Below are 25,501 nucleotides of genomic sequence, written 5' to 3' on the forward strand. Positions count from 1 at the left end.
GCCAACAACTCCGGTTTTGATTTAGGGCTTTTTAACCCCGCTTGGTCACAGTGTTTGACTGACACCGGAGCGTAGTCGCGCTCCTTTCAGGGTACAAACACGACGAGGCGGGCGCCATGGATGATCTGCTCACGGAATTCCTGACCGAGACCAACGAGAGCATCGACACGGTCGATAACGAACTGGTCAGGCTGGAGCAAAACCCCAACGACAAGGCGGTGTTGGATAACATCTTCCGTCTGGTCCACACCATCAAGGGCACCTGCGGCTTTCTGGGCCTTCCCCGGCTGGAGTCGGTGGCGCATTCGGCCGAGAACGTGCTGGGCAAGTTCCGTGACGGCGAGCTGTTCGTGACGCCGGGGCTGGTCTCCCAGATCCTTGAGGCGCTCGACACCATCAAGATGATTCTCCAGGGCCTGGAGCAGACCGGCAACGAGCCGGAAGGCGACGATTCGGACCTGATCGCCCGTCTTGACCTTGCCGCCGAAGGCAAGTTCGAGGACGCGGCGCCGGTAGCGGCGCCCGAGCCCGCGCCGGTGGTGGCTGACTCCCGCGCCGAGACCGAGAAACTGCTCGGCCGCTCGCTGAAGCCGGGCGAAGTGACGCTTGACGAGCTGGAAGCGGCGTTTGCCGCCGCCGCCGGTCCGGAAGAGGTCGAGGCAGCGGCGCCGTTGGCCCCGGCTGCCAAGGCCGAGCCGAAAAAGGCCCGCGTCGAGGCCAAGCCGGCGGCGGCGCCGGTCGAGGCCCGCGACGGCGAGGATGGCGGTGCCAAGGGCAACCAGTCGATCCGCGTGTCGGTCGATCTGCTGGAAGGCCTGATGAACCTGGTCTCCGAACTGGTGCTGACCCGCAACCAGCTGCTGCAGATCGCGCGCCGCAACGAGAACAGCGAGTTCAGCGTACCGCTGCAGCGCCTGTCGCAGTGCACCACCGAACTGCAGGAAGGGGTAATGAAGACCCGCATGCAGCCGATCGGCAACGCCTGGTCGAAGCTGCCGCGCATCATCCGCGACCTCAGCCACGAACTCGACAAGAAGATCGAGCTCGAAATGAAGGGCGCCGACACCGAACTCGACCGCCAGGTGCTTGAGCTGATCAAGGATCCGCTCACCCACATGGTGCGCAATTCGGCCGATCACGGCATCGAGATGCCCGCCGAACGTGTCGCCAAGGGCAAGTCGGAGACCGGCCATGTTCGCCTGAACGCCTATCATGAAGGCGGCCACATCATCATCGAGATCGCCGACGATGGTCGCGGCCTCAATGTCGACCGCCTGCGCCAGAAGATCGTCGAGGTCGGGCTTGTCTCCGAGGCGGAAGCCGAGGGCATGTCGGACAACCAGATCCACAAGTTCATTTTCCACCCCGGTCTGTCGACCGCCGAGAAGGTGACCTCGGTGTCCGGCCGCGGCGTCGGCATGGACGTGGTGCGGTCGAATATCGAGAAGATCGGCGGCACCATCGAACTCGACTCGGTCGCCGGCAAGGGCACCCGCTTCGCCATCAAGATCCCGCTGACGCTGGCGATCGTCTCGGCGCTGATCGTCGAATCCGGCGGCGAACGCTTCGCGGTGCCGCAGATCTCGGTGCTGGAACTGGTGCGCGCCGCGCCGGGCAGCGAATATCGCATCGAGTTCGTCAACAACGCGCCGGTACTGCGCCTGCGCAGCCGCCTGCTGCCGCTGGTGCACCTGCACCGCATCCTGGGCCTTGAGCCCAAGACCGCCAACGACAACGACGAGGCCTTCATCGTCGTCACCCAGGTCGGCTCCTTCACCTTCGGCATCGTCGTCGACGAAGTGTTCGACACCGAGGAAATCGTGGTGAAGCCGGTGGCGCCGATCCTGAAGAACCTGTCAGTCTACTCCGGCAACACCATCCTGGGCGATGGTTCGGTGATCATGATCCTCGACCCCAACGGCGTCGCCAACGCCACCGCCACCGTGCAGCACAACCAGCAGGAAGACTCGCAGGAAGTGCGGGCCCGCTCGCTGGAGAACGAGCACGAGAGCATGCTGCTGTTCCGCGCCGGCAGCGAGAATCCGAAGGCGGTGCCGCTGTCGCTGGTCGCCCGACTGGAGGACATCGACGTCTCGACCATCGAGTTCGCCGACGGCAAGCCGATGGTGCAGTATCGTGGCAGCCTGATGCCGCTGGTGACCGTCGACGACAAATGCCAGCTGGTGACCGAGGGCCGCCAGGCAGTGCTGGTGTTCGCCGACGGCGACAAGACCATGGGTCTTGCGGTCGACCAGATCCTCGACATCGTCGAGACCGAGCTGAAGATCGAGCTGAGCTCCGAATCCAACGGTCGCCTGGGCACCGCGGTGGTCGCCGGCAAGGTCACCGAGATCATGGATGTCGGCCACTACCTCAAGCTCGCCTTCAAGGACTATCTGCGCGCCAAGCCGCAGGAACTCAATGCTGCGAATGCCCAGCAGCCGCGCGTGCTGCTGATCGATGACAGCTCGTTCTTCCGCAACATGCTGAAGCCGCTGCTGGCGGCCGGGGGCTACGACGTGACGTCGGTGTCGTCGGCGGAGGAGGCACTGGCGCTGCGCGAGGAAGGCGAGGTGTTCGACCTCATCATCTCGGACATCGAGATGCCGGGTCTCAACGGCTTCGAGTTCGCGGCGGAAGTACGCGGCCAGGGCCGCTGGGCGGACACGCCGCTGGTTGCCCTGTCGTCGCTGGCCTCCGGTGCCGACTTCGAGAAGGGTCGCGCCGCCGGCTTCAACGATTACGTCGCCAAGTTCGACCGCGACTCCCTGCTGTCGATCCTCGACGAGCAGCTTGAACTGACCCGCACGGCCGCCTGATAGACCGGTACCAGGAGAAAGAACATGAGCCTCCAGTCCAACGAGTTCGTGACCATCCGCCTGGCCGGCCAGCTGCTCGGCATCCCCGTGCTGCTGGTGCATGACGTGCTGAAGTTGCAGAACGTCACCCGCGTGCCGCTGTCGCCGGGTTGGGTCGCCGGTGTGCTGAATCTGCGCGGCCGCATCGTCACCGCCATCGATCTGCGCAACCGCCTCGGCCTGCCGCCGCGCGGCGCCAACGAGAAGGCTCCGATGAGCGTCGTCGTCGATCACAAGGGTGAGCCCTATTCGCTGCTGATCGACAGTGTCGGCGAGGTGCTGCGGCTGGACGACACGCTGTACGAGAAGAATCCGGTGACTCTGGACGCGCGCTGGCGGGAAGTGTCGAACGGCATCTATCGCCTGCAGGACGAATTGCTGGTGGTGCTTGATGTCCGCCGGCTGCTCGACATGGATCAGGCACTGGCGGCCTGAGCCTTAACCACGTTTCAAGGTTTCACGCCCTAAACTGAAGAAGTTAAGGCCCTAGGGGAGCGGCAATGATGAAATCCTGCCTGGTCGTTGACGACTCGAAAGTGATCCGCAAGGTTGCCCGGCGCATCCTTGAGGAGATGCAGTTCGAGATCGAAGAGGCCGTCGATGGTCAGGACGCCTGGCAGCAATGCCAGAAGAAGGTGCCTGACGTCGTGCTGCTCGACTGGAACATGCCGGTGATGAACGGGCTCGATTTTCTGCGCACGCTGCGCGGCGCCTCGCTGGATCGCCAGCCGGTCGTGGTGTTCTGCACTACCGAGAACGATATGTCGCACATCCGGGCGGCGATCGAGGCGGGTGCCAATGAGTACATCATGAAGCCGTTCGATCGGGAGATCATCGAGGCGAAGTTCGCCCAGGTCGGGCTCATCTGAGCGTGATCGCTTGTGACGGGTCGTGCCGCAAGGGCTCGATCCGGTTGTCAGAGTCAGCAGTAAGTGAGGCGATTCAGCGTGGCAGCCCTGGGCGTAGCGAACGAGACAAGCGTCACCACCGCGCCGGATACCATCCGGGTCATGGTGGTCGATGACTCGGCGGTGATCCGGGGGGTTCTGGCGCGCTGGCTTGAAGACGATCCCGCCATCCGCGTGACCGCCACCGCCGCCAACGGTGTCGGCGCGCTGCGTCAGGTCAAGGCGCAGACCTTCGATGTTGTCATCCTCGATATCGAAATGCCGGAGATGGATGGCATGACGGCGCTGCCGCAGCTGCTGGTGGCCCAGCCCGGCATGCAGGTGCTGATGGCCTCGACGCTGACCGCCCGCAACGCCGACATCTCGCTCAAGGCGCTCAGCCTGGGGGCCGCCGACTATATTCCGAAACCCACCAGCACCCGCATCGTCACGTCCGGGGTCGATTTCCGCCGCGAGCTTGTGGAGAAGGTGAAGGCGATTGCTCAGGTCGCACGCCGCAAGCGCGGCGAGACGCCGGTGCCGAGCACGGCCGCGCCGGCGCCACGTCCGGTGGTCGGCGTCCGGTCGGCCACGCCGCCGCCGCTTCCCGCGCGGGCGCCCGCCAGCGGCGGGGCGATCGTGCATCCCCGGCCGTCGCAGGCGCGTCCGGCGGTACTGGCGATCGGCAGTTCGACCGGGGGGCCGCAGGCGTTGTTCAACGTGCTGGGTGCCCTTGCCCGGCCGTTTCCCCTGCCTGTCCTCATCACCCAGCACATGCCGCCGACGTTCACGGCGATCCTGGCCCAGCATGTCGAGCGGATGACCAAGCATCCCGCCGCCGAGGGTCAGCATGACGAGGTGGTGCGGCCGGGGCGTGTCTACATCGCGCCAGGCGACCGCCACATGACGGTGCGTCAGGCCGGTGGCGAGGTCCGTATCGTGCTCGACGACACGCCGCCGCAGAATTTCTGCCGCCCGGCGGTCGATCCGCTGTTCCGTTCGGTGGCGGATGTCTATGGCGACAAGGCGCTGGCGGTCGTGCTTACCGGCATGGGGCATGACGGCGAGCAGGGCGCGGGCGCCATCATCGGTCGTGGTGGCACGGTGATCGCCCAGGACGAGGCGACGTCGGTGGTGTGGGGCATGCCCGGCGCCGTGACGCGCGCGGGCTTTGCCAGTTTTGTGTTTCCGCTCAACAACATTGGTGGTTCGATCACCAACCTGATGGAGGGTCGCCAGCCATGACCGCGTTGACGCCCCAGGATTTCGATCTGCTGTCCAACCTGCTCAAGACCCGCTCGGGCCTGGTGCTGGGGACCGAGAAAACCTATCTGCTGGAATCGCGACTGACCCCGATCGCCCGCCGTCGCGGGCTGGCCGGCCTGCCGGAGCTGGTGGCGCAGCTTCGCATGCGCCCCAGTGAGGAGTTGCTGGTCGAAATCACCGAGGCGATGACGACCAACGAGTCGTTCTTCTTCCGCGACACGGTGCCGTTCGAGGTGCTCAAAACCCATGTGCTGCCGCAGTTGAAGGTGGCGCGGGCCGCCACCCGGCGGCTGCGCATCTGGTGTGCCGCCGCGTCCACCGGGCAGGAACCCTATTCGATCGCCATGATTCTCAACGAGCAGGCCGCACAGTGGGCGGGCTGGAACATCGAGATCATCGGCACCGACCTGTGCAAGGCTGCGCTGAGCAAGGCGCAGGCCGGCCTCTACTCGCAGTTCGAGGTGCAGCGCGGGCTCCCGATCCAGCTGCTCATGAAATATTTCGCCAAGGTCGGCGACCAGTGGCAGGTCTCGGCGGACATCCGCAACATGGTGAAGTACCGCACGTTCAACCTGCTGGAGTCGATGGCCGGTCTTGGCCAGTTCGACATCATCTTCTGCCGCAACGTGCTGATCTACTTCGATGCCCCCACCAAGGCGCAGGTGCTGGACAATCTCCGGCGCCAGATGCCCGCCGACGGCAGCCTGTTCCTGGGCGCGGCGGAGACGGTGCTCGGCCTCACCAAGGCGCTGAAGCCGGTGCGTGAGCAGCGCGGGCTTTACATTCCCGTCGACAGCCCGATGGCGCTCGCCGCCGCCGGCTGATCAGCCCCGCGTGAAGTCGTAGCTGCGCTCGACCTTTGCCACATGCAGGCTAAAGGCATCATACCAGCGTGCCCGGCCCTCGACGCGCGCCGCGGCGTGTTCCTCCTGGTCGCGCCAGGCGATCACGGCCTCCTCGTCGCGCCAGTAGGCAACGGTGATGCCAAGCCCGGTGGCCGGATCGCGCACGCTGTCCATGCCGAGATAGCCGGGTTGGGTGGTCGCCAGCCGGGCGATCGCCTCGGCGGCGGCGTCGTAGCCATCGTCGACGCCCAGCGGCCGCAGGCTGGTGAAGATCACCGCCACATAGGGCGGGGTCAGGGCTGGTGTCGGAAGGTTGCTGGCGTGGCTCATGGCGGACTCCGGTGTCGTACTGGCGCGGATCATGCCCGGCATATCCCGGCGCGCGGTGACCGGCCGGCGGCTTTGCCTGAGGGCCTTGACCCGGTGAGGCCGCACATGGCCTCAGTGGTCGGGCGGGGCCAGGTCTCCGGCGGGGGACGGGTTCGTGTGCGGGCGCGACAGTTGACGCGCTTCCATCTCGAACCATCCGACCGTATGAGAATGGCTCAACACTGGTAGTTGTGATGTCGATCTGGGGCAAGCTCATTGGCGGCGCGGCGGGACTGGCGATTGGCGGGCCGATTGGCGCGCTGATCGGCATTGTCGTCGGCCATGCCGTGCTCGACGCGCCAGCGACCCGCCGTGCCCTCAACGAACCGGACCGGCGTCAGGTCGCCTTCACCATTGCCGCCATCGCGCTGGCCGCCAAGATGGCCAAGGCCGATGGCGATGCCAGCGACATCGAGTTCGCCGCCTTCCGCCGGCTGTTTCATGTCGATCCGGGGGAGGAGGCCAATGTGGTGCGCTTTTATCGCTTCGCCCATCGCTCGGCCGACGGCTACGAGGCCTATGCCCGACAGGCCGCCCAGCTGTTCGGACCCGGATCGCCGATTCTTGAGGATCTGCTGGATGCGCTGTTCCTCATCGCCCGCGCCGACGGCGTGGTCAGCGCGGAGGAGATGGACTATCTGCGCACGGTCGGCGGGCATCTGGGGTTCGAGGCGCGTCGCTTCGCCCAGATCCGCTCCCGTCATGTGCCGCTGGACCATGATGACCCCTATGCGGTGCTCGACGTGGCGCCGGAGGCCGACCTCGACACCATCAAGGCGGCCTACCGGCGCATGGTGAAGGACCATCATCCCGATCGTCATATCGCCGCCGGCGTGCCCCATGAGTTCATCCGTGTGGCCGAAGCGCGGATGGCGGCGATCAACGCGGCATACCGGACGATCCTGAAGGAACATGGTGCGGCATGACCCCGCTGCACTTCGCCTTTCTGATGCTGATCAACGTCGCCTGGGGCTTCAATATCGTCCCCGTCAAGCTGGCGCTGGAGACGTTGCCGCCAATCACGGCCGCGCTGGTGCGGTTTGCCCTGTTGTTGTTGCTCTGCTTGCCGTTTCTCAAGTGGTTGCCGGGCAAGATGGGGCGCGTGCTGGTGACCGGGTTCGTTATCGGCGCGCTCAATTTCGCGGTGATGAACTATGCCTTCGCGATTGCCACCAACATGGGCGCGCTGGCTATCGCTACCCAGCTCGGTGTGCCGTTCAGCCTGATTCTCGCCATTGGCGTGCTGGGCGAGCGCATCCGCTGGATCCGCACTGTCGGCATCGTGCTGGCGTTCGGCGGCGTGGTGGTGATGTCGTTCGACCCCGCCGTGTTCGATCAGTGGCCGGCGCTGCTGCTGGTGACCTTTTCGGCGTTCATTTATGCCGTGGGAAACATCATGATGCGCCAGATGACCGGCGTGCCGGCGCTGACGTTGCAGGCCTGGGTCGCGGCGGTCAGCGTCGTGCCGCTGCTGTTGCTGTCGCTGCTGGTGGAGCCGGGTGCGGTGCAGGCGCTGCCGGATGCGCCGGCGCGGGTGTTCGGCTATCTGCTGTTCGCCGCCGGTTTCTCCTCGGTGATCGGGCACGCCGGCATTGCCTGGCTGCTGCAACGCTATCCGGTGACCGTCATCTCGCCCTTCACCCTGTTGTCGCCGCTGCTGTCGGTGCTGTTCTCCGTGTTGTTGCTCGACAGCCCGCTGACCGGGAAGATGATGATCGGCGGCATGATCACCCTGGTGGGGGTGGGCATTATCACCTTCCGGGGCGCGCGCAAGGAAGAGGAGCGTCCGTGAGGCGGGTCGAGCGGCCATCACCCAATTTCGACGATCGTCGCGGCCAGGCGGTCAGGCTCCTGGTTATGCACTATACCGGCATGCGTACGGCCGCCGAGGCGCTCGACCGACTGACCGATCCGGCCGCCAAGGTTTCCGCGCACTACACCATTGACGAAGACGGGACGGTTTACGTTCATGTGCCGGAAGACCGTCGGGCCTGGCACGCGGGGGTGTCCGTCTGGCGGGGCATTACCGACGTCAACGCCGCCTCCATCGGCATCGAACTGGTCAACCCCGGCCACGAGTTCGGCTACCGGCCGTTCCCGCCGGCGCAGATGGCGGCCTTGGTCGAGCTCGCCGGCGGCATTCTGGCCCGCCACGCCATCGCGCCGCGTGATGTCGTGGGCCATTCCGACGTGGCGCCGGCGCGCAAGACCGACCCCGGCGAGCTGTTCGACTGGCGATGGCTGGCGACGCGCGGTGTCGGTCTGTGGCCGGCGGCGCCGGGGCCGGCTTTCGGCGGCGAGGCGGCTTATGTCGCGGCACTGTCCGCCTACGGCTACGGCCTCGATGGCGATGGCGGGCACCGGCTGGCGACCATGGCGTTCCAGCGCCACTTCCGCCCGTCCCGCATTGATGGCGCGGCGGACGCCGAGACACAGGGCCTGCTCGCGGCGCTGCTGGCGGCCTGCGGGTGAAGGTCTGAAGAAGCCGTTTTAAGTCAGCGGGTTACTGCGGCGCGATCGCTTCCGACGCATGGGCGCTGTTGGCGGCGTCGCCAATCAGGCCGCGAGGCATGTCCCGCGCGATGTCCTTGATCGGCTTGCCGTCGGTCGCGCGTGGCGCGACGGCCTCGGGATTGCCTTGGCCGGTGTTCTGGTAGGCCAGTTCACCGCGATCGTTGGCGCCGAACAGGTCGCTGACGGCGCCAAAGGCGCCACGCACCGAGCTGCAGCCGCTCAGGGTCAGGGCAATACCAACGAGAACCAGTCCTACGCGCATCGGGGCCTCCATTTGCGGGCGCGACCGTGCCGTCTGACGCGCCTCTTGGCAAGGGGGATTGGCATGCCTATTGAGATGAACGGGCCAGAAGGTCGGACGGCCGCTGCTTTCCGCCGTTGGCGGAGAGGGGAGGAAAGTCCGGGCTCCACGGAAACACGGCGCCGGGTAACACCCGGCCGGGGCGACCCGAGGGAAAGTGCCACAGAGATCGAACCGCCGGCGTTATCGCCGGTAAGGGTGAAAAGGTGCGGTAAGAGCGCACCGCCGCCCCGGCGACGGGGCGGGCATGGCAAACCCCGCCGGGAGCAAGACCGAATAGGGACGACGAGACGACTCATCCGTGGGTCGTCGATGCGAGATTCCGGCATGTCGTCCGGGTTGGTTGCTGGAGGCGGGCGGTAACGTCCGTCCTAGAGGAATGGTCGTCGGCGTGGGATTGCATCCCACGTGCACAGAACCCGGCTTACAGACCTTCTGGCCCGCCGCCTCCGACCGGGGGCGGCGGGCGCCCGTTTCCGTCATCAGTACAGCCGGTACCGGCCGCTTCGCGGGTGGTCGCGGCCGACCGTTGCGTAACGATCCGCTGGCGTTGCGCGTGCGTCCGGCGTAGGGGGATGCCGGGCGCGGATTTTGGCCAAAAATGGAGTCTGGTGGGATGATTTCCCATTGAAAACCCATGTGGTGGTATGTACACCTGAACCGTGGGCGGCGGGTCTCCATTTCCTGGCATCTTCACGGGTCGGCGCGGCGGGCGCTGATGCCGGGTTTGAGAGGGTGGAGGCGGTGCCGTTCCGGTGGAGGATGGCCAGCCGGTGGGCGATCGAGACGAACATCTGTTTTACGGCAATGCGCTGAACAGCGTGGACGCGAAGAACCGCGTGTCCGTGCCGGCCCAGTTTCGCGCCACCATCAAGAGTCGCACCGGCGGCGAGGAATTCCTGATCCGCGAGCATGAGGACCTGCCCTGTCTGGTGGCCTTTGACAGCGCCTATCTGCCCGAGCTGCGCGCAGAGGCCAGCGAGCGGGTGGCTCAGGGCGCCAATCGCGAGGACATGCGCCGCGAACTTTTCGCCACCGCCGACCAGGTCAGGTTCGACGACGCCGGCCGTATCGTGCTGGACGGGGCGATGATCGGCTATGCCGGCATCGGGAAGCTGGCGCTGTTCCTGGGTGCCCAGGGCTATTTCGAGGTATGGGACCCCTATGCGTTCCTGGAGCATCAGGCGCACCAGAAGGCGCTGTGCCGCAAGGTCGGTTACCTGCTGCGCCAGCGCAAGCTGCCGGTGCCCGGTGAGGGGGGTGTGGCATGACGACGGCCGCCGCCGCCGCGCCCTTGTCGCCGCATGTGCCGGTGCTGCTCGACGAGGTGATCGCCGGGCTGGCCCCCGGACCGGGTGACGTGGTGGTGGATGCCACCTTTGGCGCCGGCGGCTACACCCGTGCGCTGCTGGCGCGACCGGTGGCGCATGTCTATGCCATTGACCGCGACCCCAGCGCCATCGCGGCCGGCCGTGCGCTGGAGGTGGCCGCGGAGGGTCGGTTGACCCTGCTTCCGGGGCGCTTTGGAGACATGGACGCGTTGCTGGCCGAGCGCGATGTCGCGGGTGTTGACGGGGTCGCCTTCGATGTCGGCGTGTCGTCGATGCAGCTCGACCGGGCCGAGCGCGGCTTTTCCTTCCAGGCCGACGGGCCGCTGGACATGCGCATGGAGCAGGCCGGCCCCAGTGCCGCCGACGTGGTCAATACCGCCAGCGAGGCGGAGCTGGCCGACATCATCTATCACTTCGGCGATGAACCGGGCGCCCGCCGGGTGGCGCGCGCCATCGTGGCCGCCCGCGCGACCCGGCCGTTCACCCGCACGGCGGAGCTGGCCGAGGTGGTTCGCCGCGCGCTGGGTGGCCGGCAGGGGCCGAAGGACCCGGCGACCCGCACATTCCAGGCGCTGCGCATTCACGTCAACCGGGAGCTGGACCAGCTGCACGATGGCCTGCGCGCCGCCGAGCGGCTGCTGAAGCCCGGCGGCCGGCTGGCGGTGGTGAGCTTCCACAGCCTGGAGGACCGGGCGGTGAAGGCATTTTTGCGCCAGCGCAGTGGCGCCGTCGCCGGCGGCTCGCGGCACCTGCCGGAGCGGGTTGTCACCGGGCCTGCCGCCACCTTCGCCCGCGTCGCCAAGGCAGTTCGCCCCGGCGACGCCGAAACCCGCTCCAACCCTCGTGCACGTTCGGCGACGTTGCGCGTGGGAGTTCGTACTGACGCACCGGCCTGGGACGACTGACATGCGACATTTCAGAAACATCGTGATGGGATTGTCGGTAGTGGCGGCGGCGGTGGTGTGCTTCTCCGTCAGTCTGCAGGTGGGCGAGCGGCGCGAGCAGGTCAATGCGCTCAAGCGGCAGATCGCCGCCGACACCAAGGCGGTGCGCCGGATGCAGGCGGAACTCCAGATTCGCGCGCGCCCCAACCAGCTCCAGCGTCTCAATGATGCCTATTTCGGCCTGACGGCGCCGACGGCTGACCGCTATTTCACCTCGGCCGACGTCTATGTCGCGTTTGCCGCCGATCCCGCGCCACGGTCGGTCCCGCAGGTGCAGCCGGCGATCGAGCGTGCCGAAGACGACACGTCGTTCCCGCGCGCCAAACTGGTTTCGTTTGTCCAGGCCGCCGGCGCGAAGTCCGCGCCGGCGGCGGGTCAGCTGGTCGCCCTGACCTTGCCGGCGCCGGATGTCGCGCCCCGGCCGACTGCCTCGGCACCCGTCGTCCGGCCGATGCCCGCCAGCAATCGTCAGCGGCCGGCGGGCGTGCATCTCGCCAGCTACGCGGCGTCCAGCGAGGCCGCGCCGGTCCGGCGGGCCGAGGAGCCGCGCCCTGTCGCCAAGGCGCCGCCTGTCGAGACGCCGCGCCCGGTCGCGGGTGGCCTCGACATGGCGACCATCGCGTCCATTCAGCAGGCAGCCCTCAAAGAAGGCATCCAATGAGCCCAGCCGCCCTGCGATCGCTCCGTATCCAGCTGGCCGGCCATCGCCAGCAGGCCCTGGAGCGGTCGCGCCAGCGCCTGGTTATCGGCGTGCTGCTGTTCATTGCCCTCGCCATCGTGGTGGGACTGCGTCTGTTCGATCTCTCCGTGTTGCAGGCGATCCGGCGCGGCCCCGGCATCGACATTCTGGCAACGCTGAAGCCGCCTCGGGCGGACATCGTCGACCGCAACGGCGAGGTGCTGGCGACCTCGATCAAGGTGCAGTCGCTGGCGGTGCGACCGCATCTGGTGATCAATGATCGCGAGGCTCTGGTGGAGCGGATCTCCCGCGCCCTGCCCGACCTCGACCCGTCGTTCATCCGCCGGCAGGTGATGGCGTCGTCGAAGTTCCGCTATCTCAAGCGGCGCCTGACGCCAGAGGAAGTGGCGCGAATCAACGCCATCGGCGAACCTGGCCTTGAGTTCCAGGATGAAACGGAGCGCGTCTACCCCAATGGCAAGCTGGCCGCCCACGTGCTGGGCTATACCGACATCGACAACGAGGGCCGGGCCGGCATCGAGCGCTCGTTCAACGAGCGGATGCTTGATCCGGCGCGGCTGAGCAAGCCGATGCAGCTGTCGATCGACGTGCGCGTCCAGCACGCGCTGGAGTATGAACTGCAGGCGGCGATGAACAGTTTTGCCGCCATCGGGGCCGCGGGCGTGGTGATGGATGTCCGCACCGGCGAGGTGCTGGCGATGGCCTCGCTGCCGGTGTTCGATCCCAACGCGGTCAGTCGCAGCCCCAACGCCACCTGGTTCAACCGGGCGACGCTGGGCGTTTATGAGCTGGGCTCCACGTTCAAGGCCTTCACCACCGCGATCGCGCTCGACACCGGCGTTGTCACCATCGACAAGCGCTATGATGCCACAGTGCCGCTGAAGGTGGGGCGCTTCACCATCAATGACGACCATCCGAAGAAGCGCTGGCTGACCATTCCCGAGATTTTCATCTACTCGTCCAATATCGGCACCGCGCAGATGGCGGTGGACAGCGGCACCCAGACCCAGATCGACTACATGCGCAAGCTTGGCTTCCTGGAACCGGAGAAGATCGAACTCGCCGAGACCGCCCAGCCGCTCTACCCCAAGGTCTGGGGCAAGATCGCCACCATGACGGTGGGCTATGGCCACGGCATCGCCGTGACGCCGCTGCACCTGGCGTCCGGCATGGCGGCTCTGGTCAATGGCGGGGTCTGGCGGCCGGCGACCCTGCTCAAGCTGGCGCCCGGCGCCGAGCCGGCGGCCGGCGACCAGGTGTTCTCGCCCGAGACCTCGCGTCAGATGCGGGCGCTGCTGCGCATGGTGGTAACCGATGGCACCGGCCGCAAGGCCGATGCGCCGGGGTATCGTGTCGGTGGCAAGACCGGCACGGCGGAGAAGCCGGGTGTCGGCGGCTATCGTCGCAAGTCGCTGATCTCGACCTTCGCGGCAGCGTTTCCGATGGACGATCCCCGCTATGTCGTCATCGCCTCCATCGACGAGCCGCAGGGCAACAAGGAGAGCTACGGCTACGCCACCGCCGGCTGGGTGGCGGCACCCGTCATCAAGGCGCTGGTGGAGCGCGCGGGCCCGATCCTGGGCGTGGAGCCGGACATCCGCCGCGATGTCGATACCCGCGCCTACGATGTCTACATCGCCGAAAAACAGCAGCCGGTGGAGTAAGGCCATGGGCGCCACCCTCCAGACATTGGCGGACGTGACGGGCACGCCGGCCGGGACGCCGGTTGTCGGGCTCGCCATTGACCATCGCCAGGTCGCGCCGGGTTTTATCTTCGGCGCGTTCCGCGGCGTCAGGTTCAACGCCGAGGACTATATCCCGGCGGCCATCGCGGCGGGCGCCGTCGCGATCGTCGCCCGGCCCGAGGCCCCGGTGCCGGCTGGCACGGTCCATATCGCCGACGATAACCCGCGCCGGCGGATGGCGGTGATCGCCGCCCGCTTCCATGCGCCGTTCCCCGCCACCATCGCCGCCGTCACCGGCACCAACGGCAAGACGTCCGTCGCCGACCTGCTGCGCCAGGTCTGGACGCTGCTGGGTCACCCAGCCGCGAGTCTCGGCACGCTGGGCGTCGTCACGGCGGTGGGCCGGCGCGACCTCGGCATGACCACGCCGGACGTGCTCACGTTTCTGTCAACCATGGCCTCGATGCAGCGCGCCGGCATCGAGCACGCGGTGTTCGAGGCCTCGTCCCACGGTCTCGACCAGTACCGGGTCGACGGGCTCGCCATTCGCGCCGCCGCGTTCACCAACCTGTCGCGCGACCACATGGACTATCATCCGACGGTCGAGCACTACCGCGACGCCAAGGGGCGACTGTTCGCCGAGCTGCTGGCCGGTGACGGTACGGCGGTGATCTGGGCCGATGATCCTGCTTCGGCGTTCATGGCCGACCTGGCGCGGGCGCGCGGCATCACGACCTGGATGGTGGGCGCGGCGGGTGATGTCCTGCGCCTCGTCGGCCGTGAGGTGCTGCCCGACGGCCAGCGGCTGACCGTCGCCTGGCAGGGGCGGCCCTTCGATATCCGCCTGCCGCTGATCGGCGGTTATCAGGCCGCCAACGCGCTGGTGACGGCAGGCCTCGCCATCGCCTGCGGCGGGGCACCCCAGGCTGTGTTCGGCGCGCTCGAACGCGTGGCCGGGGTGCCGGGGCGGTTGCAGCAGGCGGCGGTGACGCCGGCGGGCGCACCGGTCTATGTCGACTACGCCCACACGCCCGACGGCCTGCGGGCGGCCATCGAGGCGCTGCGCCCGCACACCGTCTCGCGCCTGCATGTTGTATTTGGCTGTGGCGGTGACCGCGATGCGGGCAAGCGGCCGGAAATGGGCGCGATCGCCGCACGGCTGGCCGATGTGGTGTACGTCACCGACGACAATCCCCGTAGCGAGGACCCCACCACGATCCGCTCAGCCATTCTGGCGGCGGCACCGTCGGCCCATGACATCGGCGACCGGGCGCTGGCGATCGAGACCGCCATGCGGGCGGCGCGCGCCGGCGATCTGGTGCTGGTGGCGGGCAAGGGACATGAGCAGGGCCAGATCGTGAAAGGCATGGTGCAGCCGTTCGATGACGTGGCGGTCGCCGCCCAGATCGCCCGACGGTTGCGTGCCGATGGAGCAGACGCATGACCCCGCTGTGGACCGCCTCTGATATCGCCGCCGCCACGGCCGGCCGTGCCTCGGGTGCGTTCGCCGTGACCGGCGTCACCTTCGACAGCCGCGAGGTGGCGCCAGGCGATCTGTTCATCGCGCTCAAGGGCGAACACGCCGACGGCCATGCCTACCTGTCGCAGGCGTTCGCCCAGGGGGCGGCTGCGGCACTGGTGAGCGATCCCGCCCGGCTGCCGGCACCCGGTGCGCCGCACGTGGCCGTTGCCGACACGTTCATGGCGCTGAACGCGCTTGGCGCGGCGGCACGGGCGCGGATGGCCGGCACGGTGATCGGCGTCACCGGCAGTGCCGGCAAGACCGGCGTCAAGGAGGCGCTGCGGCAGGTGCTGGACCGGTTCCGTCCGGGCCTGGTCCATGCGTCGGTGAAGTCGTACAACAATCATACCGGGGTGCCGCTGTCGCTGGCCAGGATGCCGGCCGACAGCGCCTTTGGCGTCCTGGAGATGGGCATGAACCACAGTGGCGAGCTGACGGCGCTCACCACGCTGGTTCGTCCGCATGTGGCCATCGTGACCACCATTGCCAGCGCACACCGCGCCTTCTTCGACAGCGAGGAGGCGATCGCCGACGCCAAGGCGGAGATCTTCACGGGTGTGGTGCCGGGGGGCACGGTGGTGCTCAATCGCGACAACCGCCACTTCGAGCGGCTGGCGACGGCGGCGCGGGCGGCGGGCATCGGGCGGCTTGTCAGCTTCGGCCTGCGCGATCCGGCGGCGGATGTCCGGCCGATCAAACTGTCGAGCCATGCGACGTGCACCTGTATGACGGCCGAGGTGATGGGCGAGACGCTGACCTTCAAGGTCGGTCTGCCGGGCGAGCACTGGGCGCTCAATGCGCTCGGGGTGCTGGCGGTGGTCAAGGCCGTCGGTGCCGACCTCGGTCTGGCCGGTCTGGCGCTGGCCGAGATGCAGGGGCTGGAGGGGCGTGGCCGTCGGACCAACATCGCGGTGGGCGACGGCAGCGCCATGCTGCTCGATGAGAGCTACAACGCCAATCCGGCGTCGATGGCGGCGTCGCTTGCGGTGCTGGGCGGGTTCGAGCCCAGGGGGCGGGGCCGCCGGATCGCGGTGCTGGGCGCCATGAAGGAACTGGGTGCCGATTCCGACCGGTTTCATGCCTCGCTGGCCGAGCCCATCGAGGCGGCGGCAGTCGATCATGTGGTGCTGGTGGGGGCGGAAATGACGCCCTTGGCGGCGACCCTGCCACGGCGTATCAGCCACACGCTGGTGACGTCGGCGGACGAGGCGTTGGCACAGGTGCGCGGCCTGTTGCGGCCGGACGACATCTTGCTCGTCAAGGGTTCCAACAGTGTCGGGCTGGCCCGCGTCGTCCGCGCCCTCAACGAACAGCGGACGCTGGATGAAAAATTGCAGGGAGCAAGGCCGTGCTGAGTTATCTGGCGCAACTGAGTGGCGATCTGTCCATTCTCAACGTCTTTCGCTACCTGACGTTCCGCGCCATCGCCGCCGCGCTGACGGCGTTGATGATCGGCCTGGTCATCGGTCCGGGCCTCATCAACTGGCTGCGCGTCAAGCAGGGCAAGGGTCAGCCGATCCGGACCGATGGTCCCAAGTCGCACCTGCTGACCAAGGTTGGCACACCGACCATGGGTGGCATTCTCATCCTGATCTCGCTGGTGGTCTCCACCCTGCTGTGGGCCGACCTCAGCAACGGCTATGTCTGGGTCTGCCTTGGCGTGACGCTGGGCTTTGGCCTGGTCGGTTTCTCGGATGATTACCGCAAGGTCACCAAGTCCTCCCACAAGGGCCTGTCCGGCCGGACCCGCCTGCTGATCGAGTTCGCCATCGCCGGCGCCGCGGTCTGGTGGGTGTCGCAGAAAACGGGCACCACCCTGTGGTTGCCCTTCCTCAAGAACGTCGGGCTCAACCTCGGCTGGTTCTATCTGGTGGTGGCCTCGTTCGTCATCGTCGGTGCCGGCAACGCGGTCAACCTGACCGACGGTCTCGATGGCCTGGCGATCATGCCGGTGATCATCGCCGCCGTCACCTTCGGCATCATCGCCTACGTCATCGGCAACGCCAAGTTCGCCACCTACCTGCAACTGCATGCCGTGTCGGGCGCCGGTGAACTGCTGGTGTTCTGCGCCGCTCTGGTGGGGGCGGGGCTGGCGTTCCTGTGGTTCAACGCGCCGCCGGCGATGGTGTTCATGGGCGACACCGGCAGCCTGGCACTGGGCGGCGCCCTGGGCGCCATCGCCGTGATCACCAACCACGAGATCGTGCTGGCGATCGTCGGCGGCCTGTTCGTGCTGGAGGCTGTATCGGTGATCGTCCAGGTGGCCAGCTTCAAGCTGACCGGCAAGCGGGTGTTCCGCATGGCACCGATCCACCACCACTACGAGGAGAAAGGCTGGGCGGAATCCACCATCGTCATCCGCTTCTGGATCATTGCGCTGGTGCTGGCGCTGATCGGTCTTTCCACCCTCAAGCTGCGGTAGTCGCTCATGATCACGGCGCGCGTCTTTTCCGGCAAACGATATGCGGTGTTCGGTCTGGCGCGCACCGGCCTTGCCACCGCGCGCGCGCTGATCGCCTCGGGCGCCGACGTGCTGGGCTGGGACGACGGCGACGCCGCCCGCAGGGCGGCGGCCGAGGCCGGTATTCCGCTGGTCGATCTCTATGCGCTGGATCTGCGCGGCCTTGACGGCCTGCTGCTGTCGCCGGGCATCCCGCTCTACCTGCCGGCGCCGCACCCGCTCGCCGAGAAGGCAAGACTGGCGGGCGTACCGGTGATAGGAGATGTCGAGCTGTTCGCCCGCGCCCGTGCCGAACTGCCCGCGCACAAGGTGGTGGCGATCACTGGCACCAACGGCAAGTCGACGACCACGGCGCTGATCCACCACGTTGTCGCCGCCGCCGGCGTGCCGACCCGCATGGGCGGCAACATCGGCCTGCCGATCCTCGGGGAGGCGCCGCTGCCGGAAGGCGGCGTCTATGTGCTGGAACTGTCGTCATTCCAGATCGATCTCACCCAGACGCTGGTGGCCGATGTCGCGGTGCTGACCAACATCACGCCGGATCATCTCGACCGTCACGGCGACATGGCCGGCTACACCCATGCCAAGCAGCGCCTGTTCGCGATGCAGACGCCGCGTCAGACGGCGGTGGTATCGATCGATGACGATCCCAGCCGGCGGATCGCCGACACAGTGGCGGGCACGCTGGTGCCAATCTCCAACGAGCGGGTGCTGGGCCATGGCGTCTGCGTCGTTGGCGGCACCCTGAATGTCGATGGCCGGGCCATCGGCAGCCAGTCGGCCTGGCCCCGTCTGCAGGGGCCGCACAACGCGCAGAACGCGGCGGCCGCCTATGCCGCCTGCCGCGCGCTCGGTATCGCCGACGCGGTCATCCTGGCGGCGTTCGCCAGCTATCCGGGGCTCGCCCACCGGATGGAGTTCGTTGCCGAGATCGGCGGCGTCACCTACCTCAACGATTCCAAGGCCACCAACCCGACCTCCACCGCGCCGGCACTGGCCGCCTATCCGGCCATCCACTGGATCGCCGGTGGCAAGGCCAAGACCGACGAGCTGGATGCCTGCCTGCCGCATCTCGGCCATGTCCGGCAGGCCTATGTGATCGGCGCGGCGGAGGCGCTGTTCGCGGGCCTGTTGTCTCCCCACGTGCCGGTGGTGCGTGCCGGCACGCTGGAACAGGCGGTGGCTGACGCCGCGGCGGCGGCCCGCCCGGGCGAGGTGGTGCTGCTGTCGCCGGCCTGTGCCTCCTACGACCAGTTCAGGGATTTCGAGGCCCGTGGAGACGCTTTCCGCGCCGCCGTGGCGGCGCTGGGGCAAGGAGACGCCTCATGAGTCCGTTCAGTCGCTCCGACCGTACGGCCGTCGGTCGCTGGTTCTGGACCATCGACCGCATGCTGCTGACCATGCTGCTGATGCTGGTGGCGGTGGGTATCGTCGCGGTGCTGGCCGCAAGCCCGGCGGCGGCGCACCGTTACTCCGACGCCACGCACCGGATTCCCGACCTGATGTATTTTCGCCGGCACCTGTTCTGGGTCGCGGTGGGGGTGCCGGCGCTGATTGGCGCCTCCATGCTGCCCATCGTCTGGGTACGTCGCCTGTGCGTGGTCGGCTTCGTCGCGCTGCTGGCGGCGCTGGTGGCGGTGCCGTTCATCGGTTCCAACGCCAACGGCGCGGTGCGCTGGATCAGTCTTGGCGGCTTCCAGTTCCAGCCCTCGGAGTTCCTCAAGCCGATGTTCATCGTCACCACCGCCTGGTTGCTGTCGGCGCGGTTCGATGATGCAGCGGTACCCGCGATCCAGGTCTCGGCGGCGCTGATGGTGCTGGTGGTGGGCCTGCTTGTCATTCAGCCGGACTATGGCCAGAGCGCACTGGTTGCCGCTGTGTGGCTGGCACAGGCCTTTCTGGCGGGCATGAGCCTGTGGTTGCTGCTGGCGGTTGGCCTCGCGGGCGTATCCGGCATGGGGCTGGCCTACATGTATGTGCCGCACGTCCGTTCGCGCATCGAGCGCTTCCTGTCCACCGACGAGGCGGAGCAGGCATACCAGACCAAGAAGGCCATCGAGAGCTTCCAGTCCGGCGGCCTGTTCGGCGCCGGGCCGGGCGAGGGCCAGGTCAAGATGCAACTGCCCGAACCGCACACGGACTATATTTTCTCGGTGATCGGCGAAGAGTTTGGCATGATCGCCTGTCTGTGCTTGGCGCTACTATATCTAGCCATTATAGTGAGGGTTCTGCTACAGCTTGTGGACGAGGAAGATCCTTTCGTTTTCCTGTCCGTGGCCGGGCTGACAACGCAATTCGGAGCACAGGCGTTCATCAATATGGGCGTCAACCTACATCTGTTGCCCTCCAAAGGGATGACCTTGCCCTTGATCAGCCATGGCGGTTCCTCGTTCGTCGCCGTGGCTGTCGGCATGGGGCTGGTGCTCGCGCTGACCCGTCGCAACCGCTTCCTCCATGCCTCCCCCTTCGTGTCCGGACGGGCAACCCTATGACCGACGGCAATCGCCATGTGGTGATCGCCGCCGGCGGAACCGGTGGGCACATGGTGCCGGCCCATGCGGTGGCGCACGCGCTGATGGCGCAGGACTATGAGGTGACGCTGGTCACCGACGACCGGGGTTTGCGCTTTCCCGGGCTGTTCGACGGCATTCCCAAGCATGTCATCGCCAGCGGCTCGCCGAGCCGGGGCGGTCCGCTCGGCTGGTTGTCCGCCTTGCTCAAGGTGCGCGAGGGTCGCGCCGCTGCCCGACGGTTGTTCCAGTCCTACCACCCGGCGGTGGTGGCGGGCTTTGGCGGCTACCCGGCTTTGCCGGCATTGCTGGCGGCGCTCAGCCTGAGGATCCCGACCGTCATTCACGAGCAGAATGCCGTACTGGGCCGGGTCAACCGGTTGCTGGCGGGCCGGGTGGACGTGATCGCCACGTCATTCCAGGAGACGGCGCGGCTGAACGCCCGTCACGCCCTGAAGGTCTCGGTGACGGGCAATCCGGTGCGTGCCGATGTCGCCGCGCTGCGGGCCCTGCCGTTTCCCGACTTTCACGAGGAGAGCGTGTTCCGCGTCCTGGTGGTGGGTGGCAGTCAGGGCGCCAAGGTGCTCTCCGACGTGGTGCCGGCGGCACTGGAGATGCTGCCGGTGCATCTGCGCCGGCGGTTGCAGGTGACGCAGCAGTGCCGCGAGGAGGATGTCTCGACGGTGCGCCAGATCTATGCCCGTCTTGGCATTGCCGCCGAGTGTGCCACCTATATCACCGACATGGCGGCGCGGCTGAAATGGGCGCATCTGGTGATCGCCCGTGCCGGCGCCTCGACGCTTTCCGAACTGACGGCGGTCGGGCGGCCGGCCATCCTGGTGCCGCTGCCCTCGGCGACCGATGATCACCAGAGCGCCAACGCCCGCGAGATGGCGCAGGCCGGCGGCGCGCGGGTGATCCCGCAGGCCCGCTTCACGCCGGCGGAACTGGCCAAGCAGATTCAGAAGATCGCGCTTGAACCCGGTGCGCTCGCCAATGCGGCGGCGCGGGCCCGGGCGCTCGGGCATCCGCTGGCGGCGCATGCGCTGGCCGGCATCATCGCCCGGCTGGCCGGTGGCCCGTGGTCCGATGTCCGCGGTGAGGACGATAGCGACATGATAGTGAAAGTTGCGTCATGAGTGGTCTGGAACGCGATATCGGCATTATCCACTTCATCGGTATCGGTGGCATCGGCATGTCCGGCATCGCCGAGGTGATGAAGAACCTGGGCTATCGCGTGCAGGGGTCGGACGTCGCTGAATCCTACAACGTCGCCCGGCTGCGCGAGCGCGGCATCCCGGTCGCCATCGGCCACAAGGCCGAGAACCTCGGCGACGCGGCGGTGGTGGTGGTGTCGTCCGCCATCAAGGCCGGCAACCCCGAGGTCGATCTCGCCCGCGAAAGGTTCATTCCCGTGGTGCGGCGGGCGGAGATGCTGGCCGAGCTGATGCGCCTGAAGTCGACCATCGCGGTCGCCGGCACCCACGGCAAGACCACCACCACCTCGCTGGTGGCGGCGGTGCTCGACAAGGCCGGTCTCGACCCCACGGTGATCAACGGCGGCATCATCAACGCCTATGGCACCAATGCCTATCTTGGCGGCGGCGAATGGATGGTCGTCGAGGCCGACGAGTCCGATGGCAGTTTCCTGCGCCTGCCGCCGACCATTGCCATCGTCACCAACATCGACCCCGAACACCTCGACCACTACGGCGACTTCGACACGGTGAAAGAGGCGTTCGTCGAGTTCATCGAGCATGTGCCCTTCTATGGCGCCGCCGTGCTCTGCCTTGACCACCCGGAAGTGCAGGCGATCATCCCGCGCGTCACCGACCGGCGTATCGTCACCTACGGCTTCAACGCCCAGGCCGACGTGCGCGGCGAGGCGATGCAGCCGGTGCCGGGCGGCAACCGCTTCAACGCCGTCATCACCGACCGGCGTACCGGCGCGCGCCGCTCGATCGACGAGCTGGAACTGGCGATGCCGGGCCGGCACAACGTCCAGAACGCGCTGTCGGCGATCGCCGTCGCCCAGCAGCTCGGCATCCCGGATGAAGCGATCAAGGAGGCCTTCCGTACCTTCGGCGGCGTCAAGCGGCGCTTCACCAGGGTCGGCGAGGTCGATGGGGCGACCATCATCGACGACTATGGCCATCATCCGGTGGAAATTCGCGCCGTGCTCGCCGCCGCCCGTGAGGGCGTGGGCACCGGCCGGGTGATCGCGGTCGCCCAGCCGCACCGTTACAGCCGCCTGCACGATCTGATGGGCGACTTCTGCACCTGCTTCAACAATGCCGACGTCGTCATCATCACCCCGGTTTATGCCGCCGGCGAGCAGCCGATCGAGGGCGTCGACCGGGACGCGCTGGTCAAGGGACTGAAGGCGTCCGGCCATCGCCAGGTGCTGGCGACCGACGGTGCCGACCATCTGGCGGAGCAGCTCGCGGCGTTGATCCAGCCCGGCGACATGGTGGTCTGCCTGGGTGCCGGCGACATCACCAAGTGGGCGGCGGGTCTGGCGGACGCCATCCGCGCCAATCGGGGGGCGGTGGCATGATGGCGGCGCGCGCCAATCCCTCGCTGCTCGACCGGCTGCCGGCGCCGCGCGGCACGCTGGAGGCCGCCGGCTCGATGGCCGATTTCATCTGGTTCCGCACCGGCGGTCCGGCGGAAGCGCTGTTCCGCCCGGCGGACCGCGACGACCTGGTGACCTTTCTTGCCGGCTGCCCGGCCGATGTGCCGGTGCTGCCGGTGGGCGTCGGCTCCAACCTGCTGGTGCGCGATGGCGGCATTGATGGCGTGGTGGTGCGGCTGTCCAAGGGCTTCGCCGACGTGAAGATCGAGGGCCCGACCCGGGTGCGCGCGGGCGCCGCCGCCATGGGCATCACCGTCGCCAGCGCCGCGCGTGACGCTGGCATCGCCGGGCTGGAGTTCCTGCGCGGCATTCCCGGCACCGTCGGTGGCGCTGTGCGGATGAACGCCGGCGCCTATGGCCGGGAATGTGCCGATATCCTGGTCGAGTGCACCGTGGTCCACCGCGACGGTCGGGTCGAGACCTTGCCGGCCTCGGCGCTGGGCTACACATACCGCCATTCCGAGCTGCCCGACGGTGCCATCGTCGTCGAGGCGCTGTTCGAGGGGCGGCCCGGCGACCCCGCCGCCATCGGCGCCGAGATGGACCGCATCGCCGCCGAGCGCGAGGCGAGCCAGCCGCTGCGTTCGCGCACCGGCGGCTCCACGTTCAAGAACCCGGACGGCCACAAGGCCTGGCAGCTGATCGATCATGCCGGCTGCCGGGGCCTGACCATCGGCGGCGCCCAGATGAGCGAGAAGCACTGCAACTTCATGCTCAACACCGGCGGCGCCAGTAGTGCCGAGCTGGAGCAGCTGGGCGAGGAGGTGCGGCGACGGGTGAAGGCCGACAGCGGCGTCGAACTGCAGTGGGAGATACAGCGCATCGGCAACCCGCAGACGGGAGGCCGGGCATGAGCAGGCATGTGGTCGTGCTGATGGGCGGCTGGTCGGCGGAGCGCGAGGTGTCGCTGACCTCCGGCCGGGCCATCGTCGAGGCCTGCCAGCGGCTGGGCTACCGGGCCACCGGACTCGACATGGGCCATGACGTCGCCCAGCGCCTCGCCGAGCTCAAGCCGGACGTGGTGTTCAACGCCCTGCACGGCACGCCGGGTGAGGACGGGTCGATCCAGGGTGTGCTGGAGCTGATGGGCATCCCCTATACTCACAGTGGCATCACCACATCGGCGGTGGCGATCGACAAGCAGCTCACCAAGACGGTACTCACCGCCGCCGGCATCCAGATGCCGGGCGGTGGCGTGGTGCGCTCGGAATCAGTGTTCGAGGCGGACCCGCTGCCGCGCCCCTATGTGCTGAAGCCGGTCAACGAGGGATCGTCGGTCGGGGTCGCCATCGTCACCGACGACAGCAATTTCGGCCAGCCGATCAGCCGCGATGCCGCCGGACCGTGGCGGCAGTTCGAGACGCTGCTCGCCGAACCGTTCATCCGTGGCCGCGAGCTGACCGTCGCCGTCCTCGACGACGAACCGCTGGCGGTCACCGAGTTGCAGCCGACGCGCGGCTTTTACGATTATGACGCCAAGTACACCGAAGGCCTGACCCAGCACGTGGTGCCGGCGCCGATCCACCCCCAGGCGACCGAGCAGGCACTGGCGATGGCGCTGGCCGCCCACCGGGCGCTGGGTTGCCGGGGCGTCTCCCGCTCGGATTTTCGCTATGACGACACCATGGGCGAGCCGGGCCAGCTCTACCTGCTGGAGGTCAACACCCAGCCGGGGATGACGCCCTTGAGCCTGGTGCCCGAGCAGGCGAAGTATCGCCAGATCGGCTTCGACGCCCTGGTCGACCGGCTGATCCAGGATGCGGGGCTGAAGCGATGAGCCGCCGCAAGAAAGCCGCCGGATCCTCGCGCCGTTCGGCCAAGACGACGTCGTTCTGGACCGCGTCGCTGCGGCGGCGGGCAGTCATTGGCGGCGGGCTTGCCGTCACCGGCATCGTGCTGGGGCTGGGCGTCTGGCTGTTCGATGTGCCGCAGCGGCTGGCTTTTGGCGTCGCCCAGGGCGTCGCCGGGCTTGGCTTCGAGGTCAAGCACGTCAAGATCAGCGGGGTCGAGAACGCGCCGAAGCTCGCGATCTATAGCGCGGTGTTCGATGGGCGCTCCAATTCCATGCTGCTGGTCGACATCGATGACGTTCGCGCCCGTCTGATGGCGAATCCGTGGATCGCGGAGGCCTCGGTCGCCCGCCGGCTCCCGGATACGCTCGACGTCGTGGTCCGTGAGCGCAAGCCGGTCGCGGTGTGGCAGCGGCAGGGCCGGCTGGCAGTGATCGATGCCGAGGGTCGTGTCCTTGACAATGGCGAGCGGGTGAAGCGCTTCGGACGCCTGCCGCTGGTGGTGGGTGTCGGTGCCGAGGCGCACGCCCGGGCGTTGTTTGTCATGCTGGCCGGGCACCCGGATCTCGCTGGCCAGCTGGACTCCGCGACCTGGGTCGGCGATCGCCGCTGGGATTTGCGATTCCGGTCCGGCGAGTTGCTGATGTTGCCCGAGGGGGATGACGCCGCCGTGCGGGCCGTGTCCAAATTCGCGACGATGGATCGCAACGCGGGGTTGCTGGGGCGCGGCTTTGCCCGCTTTGACATGCGCCAGGAGGATCGGATGTACACGCGCAAGTTGGCGGCGGTGCCCGCGCGAGTCGCGGATGGGGCCGGGCAGGATCGGGGGGTCGATATATGAAGGCGCGCCGCAAGAGTGGAGCTGGGCTCAGTCTGGCACGGG

24 protein-coding genes and 1 other RNA gene are annotated in these 25,501 nt (G+C 67.6%); 23 read left to right on the forward strand and 2 right to left on the reverse strand.

What is annotated here, in order from left to right; translation table 11 throughout:
- Window positions 1–116 precede the first annotated feature (116 nt).
- The 5 genes from ABU113_RS06250 (at window position 117) to ABU113_RS06270 (ending at window position 5,835) form a co-directional block, all read left to right on the forward strand.
- Entirely contained in the window at window positions 117–2,819 is a 2,703-nt protein-coding gene (locus ABU113_RS06250; RefSeq protein ID WP_454558638.1) for a chemotaxis protein CheW, read from the forward strand.
- A 24-nt stretch (window positions 2,820–2,843) separates the two neighbouring features.
- Complete coding sequence (locus ABU113_RS06255) at window positions 2,844–3,293, forward strand: chemotaxis protein CheW (protein WP_454558639.1); 450 nt, start codon at window positions 2,844–2,846, stop codon at window positions 3,291–3,293.
- A gap of 68 nt (window positions 3,294–3,361) precedes the next feature.
- Window positions 3,362–3,727 (forward strand): response regulator, encoded by a 366-nt coding sequence (locus tag ABU113_RS06260; protein ID WP_454558691.1) that lies wholly within the window; start codon window positions 3,362–3,364, stop codon window positions 3,725–3,727.
- Window positions 3,728–3,805: 78 nt separating this feature from the next.
- The gene (locus ABU113_RS06265; protein WP_454558640.1) at window positions 3,806–4,990 is read left to right on the forward strand and encodes a protein-glutamate methylesterase/protein-glutamine glutaminase; all 1,185 of its coding nucleotides are present in this window, start codon (window positions 3,806–3,808) and stop codon (window positions 4,988–4,990) included.
- Window positions 4,987–5,835 (forward strand): CheR family methyltransferase, encoded by an 849-nt coding sequence (locus ABU113_RS06270; RefSeq protein WP_454558641.1) that lies wholly within the window; start codon window positions 4,987–4,989, stop codon window positions 5,833–5,835. Before ABU113_RS06265 ends, ABU113_RS06270 begins: the two co-directional genes overlap by 4 nt.
- On the opposite strand, the gene ABU113_RS06275 is transcribed toward ABU113_RS06270, so the two are convergent.
- Entirely contained in the window at window positions 5,836–6,219 is a 384-nt protein-coding gene (locus tag ABU113_RS06275; protein WP_454558642.1) for an antibiotic biosynthesis monooxygenase family protein, read from the reverse strand. It abuts the gene before it with no gap.
- A gap of 200 nt (window positions 6,220–6,419) precedes the next feature.
- On the opposite strand from ABU113_RS06275, the gene ABU113_RS06280 reads away from it, so the two are divergent.
- From ABU113_RS06280 to ABU113_RS06290, 3 genes are read left to right on the forward strand one after another with little or no spacing between them, the layout of a single operon-like run.
- A complete protein-coding gene (locus ABU113_RS06280; protein WP_454558643.1) occupies window positions 6,420–7,151 on the forward strand; it encodes a TerB family tellurite resistance protein in 732 nt (243 codons plus the stop codon).
- Window positions 7,148–8,017 carry a DMT family transporter gene (locus tag ABU113_RS06285; protein ID WP_454558644.1) on the forward strand — a complete coding sequence of 290 codons (870 nt, stop codon included), beginning with the start codon at window positions 7,148–7,150 and terminating at the stop codon, window positions 8,015–8,017. Before ABU113_RS06280 ends, ABU113_RS06285 begins: the two co-directional genes overlap by 4 nt.
- Window positions 8,014–8,697, forward strand: coding sequence for an N-acetylmuramoyl-L-alanine amidase (locus tag ABU113_RS06290; protein WP_454558645.1), 684 nt, complete (start codon window positions 8,014–8,016; stop codon window positions 8,695–8,697). Before ABU113_RS06285 ends, ABU113_RS06290 begins: the two co-directional genes overlap by 4 nt.
- A gap of 31 nt (window positions 8,698–8,728) precedes the next feature.
- Here the strand turns inward: ABU113_RS06290 and ABU113_RS06295 are convergent, their stop codons facing one another.
- Window positions 8,729–9,001, reverse strand: a complete 273-nt coding sequence (locus ABU113_RS06295; protein WP_454558646.1) for a hypothetical protein — start codon at window positions 8,999–9,001, stop codon at window positions 8,729–8,731.
- A gap of 84 nt (window positions 9,002–9,085) precedes the next feature.
- Here ABU113_RS06295 and rnpB point away from each other — a divergent pair.
- The 15 genes from rnpB (at window position 9,086) to ABU113_RS06370 (ending at window position 25,459) form a co-directional block, all read left to right on the forward strand.
- Window positions 9,086–9,483: RNase P RNA component class A (rnpB, locus tag ABU113_RS06300), an RNA gene on the forward strand.
- Window positions 9,484–9,813: 330 nt separating this feature from the next.
- The gene (locus ABU113_RS06305) at window positions 9,814–10,311 is read left to right on the forward strand and encodes a division/cell wall cluster transcriptional repressor MraZ (RefSeq protein WP_454558647.1); all 498 of its coding nucleotides are present in this window, start codon (window positions 9,814–9,816) and stop codon (window positions 10,309–10,311) included.
- Window positions 10,308–11,276, forward strand: coding sequence for a 16S rRNA (cytosine(1402)-N(4))-methyltransferase RsmH (rsmH, locus tag ABU113_RS06310; RefSeq protein ID WP_454558648.1), 969 nt, complete (start codon window positions 10,308–10,310; stop codon window positions 11,274–11,276). The genes ABU113_RS06305 and rsmH overlap by 4 nt, the downstream gene beginning before the upstream one ends.
- A gap of 1 nt (window position 11,277) precedes the next feature.
- Window positions 11,278–11,976, forward strand: a complete 699-nt coding sequence (locus ABU113_RS06315; RefSeq protein ID WP_454558649.1) for a hypothetical protein — start codon at window positions 11,278–11,280, stop codon at window positions 11,974–11,976.
- A complete protein-coding gene (locus ABU113_RS06320) occupies window positions 11,973–13,679 on the forward strand; it encodes a peptidoglycan D,D-transpeptidase FtsI family protein (RefSeq protein ID WP_454558650.1) in 1,707 nt (568 codons plus the stop codon). Before ABU113_RS06315 ends, ABU113_RS06320 begins: the two co-directional genes overlap by 4 nt.
- Before the next feature lie 4 nt (window positions 13,680–13,683).
- Window positions 13,684–15,144 (forward strand): UDP-N-acetylmuramoyl-L-alanyl-D-glutamate--2,6-diaminopimelate ligase, encoded by a 1,461-nt coding sequence (locus ABU113_RS06325; RefSeq protein ID WP_454558651.1) that lies wholly within the window; start codon window positions 13,684–13,686, stop codon window positions 15,142–15,144.
- Window positions 15,141–16,577, forward strand: coding sequence for a UDP-N-acetylmuramoyl-tripeptide--D-alanyl-D-alanine ligase (locus ABU113_RS06330; protein ID WP_454558652.1), 1,437 nt, complete (start codon window positions 15,141–15,143; stop codon window positions 16,575–16,577). The genes ABU113_RS06325 and ABU113_RS06330 overlap by 4 nt, the downstream gene beginning before the upstream one ends.
- A complete protein-coding gene (gene mraY / locus ABU113_RS06335) occupies window positions 16,571–17,644 on the forward strand; it encodes a phospho-N-acetylmuramoyl-pentapeptide-transferase (RefSeq protein ID WP_454558653.1) in 1,074 nt (357 codons plus the stop codon). Before ABU113_RS06330 ends, mraY begins: the two co-directional genes overlap by 7 nt.
- A gap of 6 nt (window positions 17,645–17,650) precedes the next feature.
- The gene (gene murD, locus ABU113_RS06340; RefSeq protein ID WP_454558654.1) at window positions 17,651–19,012 is read left to right on the forward strand and encodes a UDP-N-acetylmuramoyl-L-alanine--D-glutamate ligase; all 1,362 of its coding nucleotides are present in this window, start codon (window positions 17,651–17,653) and stop codon (window positions 19,010–19,012) included.
- Window positions 19,009–20,175 carry an FtsW/RodA/SpoVE family cell cycle protein gene (locus tag ABU113_RS06345; RefSeq protein WP_454558655.1) on the forward strand — a complete coding sequence of 389 codons (1,167 nt, stop codon included), beginning with the start codon at window positions 19,009–19,011 and terminating at the stop codon, window positions 20,173–20,175. The genes murD and ABU113_RS06345 overlap by 4 nt, the downstream gene beginning before the upstream one ends.
- A complete protein-coding gene (gene murG / locus ABU113_RS06350; protein ID WP_454558656.1) occupies window positions 20,172–21,332 on the forward strand; it encodes an undecaprenyldiphospho-muramoylpentapeptide beta-N-acetylglucosaminyltransferase in 1,161 nt (386 codons plus the stop codon). Before ABU113_RS06345 ends, murG begins: the two co-directional genes overlap by 4 nt.
- Complete coding sequence (gene murC / locus ABU113_RS06355; RefSeq protein ID WP_454558657.1) at window positions 21,329–22,750, forward strand: UDP-N-acetylmuramate--L-alanine ligase; 1,422 nt, start codon at window positions 21,329–21,331, stop codon at window positions 22,748–22,750. Before murG ends, murC begins: the two co-directional genes overlap by 4 nt.
- Window positions 22,747–23,682 carry a UDP-N-acetylmuramate dehydrogenase gene (gene murB / locus ABU113_RS06360; RefSeq protein ID WP_454558658.1) on the forward strand — a complete coding sequence of 312 codons (936 nt, stop codon included), beginning with the start codon at window positions 22,747–22,749 and terminating at the stop codon, window positions 23,680–23,682. Before murC ends, murB begins: the two co-directional genes overlap by 4 nt.
- Window positions 23,679–24,605: a D-alanine--D-alanine ligase gene (locus ABU113_RS06365; RefSeq protein ID WP_454558659.1), complete on the forward strand. Its 927-nt coding sequence runs from the start codon at window positions 23,679–23,681 to the stop codon at window positions 24,603–24,605. The genes murB and ABU113_RS06365 overlap by 4 nt, the downstream gene beginning before the upstream one ends.
- A complete protein-coding gene (locus ABU113_RS06370) occupies window positions 24,602–25,459 on the forward strand; it encodes a cell division protein FtsQ/DivIB (RefSeq protein ID WP_454558660.1) in 858 nt (285 codons plus the stop codon). The genes ABU113_RS06365 and ABU113_RS06370 overlap by 4 nt, the downstream gene beginning before the upstream one ends.
- Window positions 25,460–25,501: the final 42 nt, after the last annotated feature.

The organism is Parapedomonas caeni, from assembly GCF_041060555.1.
GTDB lineage: Bacteria > Pseudomonadota > Alphaproteobacteria > Sphingomonadales > Sphingomonadaceae > CAUJIW01.

What these genes read in the sequence shown, in the direction of transcription:
- ABU113_RS06250 (WP_454558638.1), top strand. Translation starts at nt 117, where the DNA reads ATGGATGATCTGCTCACGGAATTCCTGACCGAGACCAACGAGAGCATC.
- ABU113_RS06255 (WP_454558639.1), top strand. Translation starts at nt 2,844, where the DNA reads ATGAGCCTCCAGTCCAACGAGTTCGTGACCATCCGCCTGGCCGGCCAG.
- ABU113_RS06260 (WP_454558691.1), top strand. Translation starts at nt 3,362, where the DNA reads ATGAAATCCTGCCTGGTCGTTGACGACTCGAAAGTGATCCGCAAGGTT.
- ABU113_RS06270 (WP_454558641.1), top strand. Translation starts at nt 4,987, where the DNA reads ATGACCGCGTTGACGCCCCAGGATTTCGATCTGCTGTCCAACCTGCTC.
- ABU113_RS06275 (WP_454558642.1), bottom strand. Translation starts at nt 6,219, where the DNA reads ATGATCCGCGCCAGTACGACACCGGAGTCCGCCATGAGCCACGCCAGC.
- ABU113_RS06280 (WP_454558643.1), top strand. Translation starts at nt 6,420, where the DNA reads ATGTCGATCTGGGGCAAGCTCATTGGCGGCGCGGCGGGACTGGCGATT.
- ABU113_RS06285 (WP_454558644.1), top strand. Translation starts at nt 7,148, where the DNA reads ATGACCCCGCTGCACTTCGCCTTTCTGATGCTGATCAACGTCGCCTGG.
- ABU113_RS06295 (WP_454558646.1), bottom strand. Translation starts at nt 9,001, where the DNA reads ATGCGCGTAGGACTGGTTCTCGTTGGTATTGCCCTGACCCTGAGCGGC.
- rsmH (WP_454558648.1), top strand. Translation starts at nt 10,308, where the DNA reads ATGACGACGGCCGCCGCCGCCGCGCCCTTGTCGCCGCATGTGCCGGTG.
- ABU113_RS06315 (WP_454558649.1), top strand. Translation starts at nt 11,278, where the DNA reads ATGCGACATTTCAGAAACATCGTGATGGGATTGTCGGTAGTGGCGGCG.
- ABU113_RS06320 (WP_454558650.1), top strand. Translation starts at nt 11,973, where the DNA reads ATGAGCCCAGCCGCCCTGCGATCGCTCCGTATCCAGCTGGCCGGCCAT.
- ABU113_RS06325 (WP_454558651.1), top strand. Translation starts at nt 13,684, where the DNA reads ATGGGCGCCACCCTCCAGACATTGGCGGACGTGACGGGCACGCCGGCC.
- ABU113_RS06330 (WP_454558652.1), top strand. Translation starts at nt 15,141, where the DNA reads ATGACCCCGCTGTGGACCGCCTCTGATATCGCCGCCGCCACGGCCGGC.
- murD (WP_454558654.1), top strand. Translation starts at nt 17,651, where the DNA reads ATGATCACGGCGCGCGTCTTTTCCGGCAAACGATATGCGGTGTTCGGT.
- ABU113_RS06345 (WP_454558655.1), top strand. Translation starts at nt 19,009, where the DNA reads ATGAGTCCGTTCAGTCGCTCCGACCGTACGGCCGTCGGTCGCTGGTTC.
- murG (WP_454558656.1), top strand. Translation starts at nt 20,172, where the DNA reads ATGACCGACGGCAATCGCCATGTGGTGATCGCCGCCGGCGGAACCGGT.
- murC (WP_454558657.1), top strand. Translation starts at nt 21,329, where the DNA reads ATGAGTGGTCTGGAACGCGATATCGGCATTATCCACTTCATCGGTATC.
- murB (WP_454558658.1), top strand. Translation starts at nt 22,747, where the DNA reads ATGATGGCGGCGCGCGCCAATCCCTCGCTGCTCGACCGGCTGCCGGCG.
- ABU113_RS06365 (WP_454558659.1), top strand. Translation starts at nt 23,679, where the DNA reads ATGAGCAGGCATGTGGTCGTGCTGATGGGCGGCTGGTCGGCGGAGCGC.
- ABU113_RS06370 (WP_454558660.1), top strand. Translation starts at nt 24,602, where the DNA reads ATGAGCCGCCGCAAGAAAGCCGCCGGATCCTCGCGCCGTTCGGCCAAG.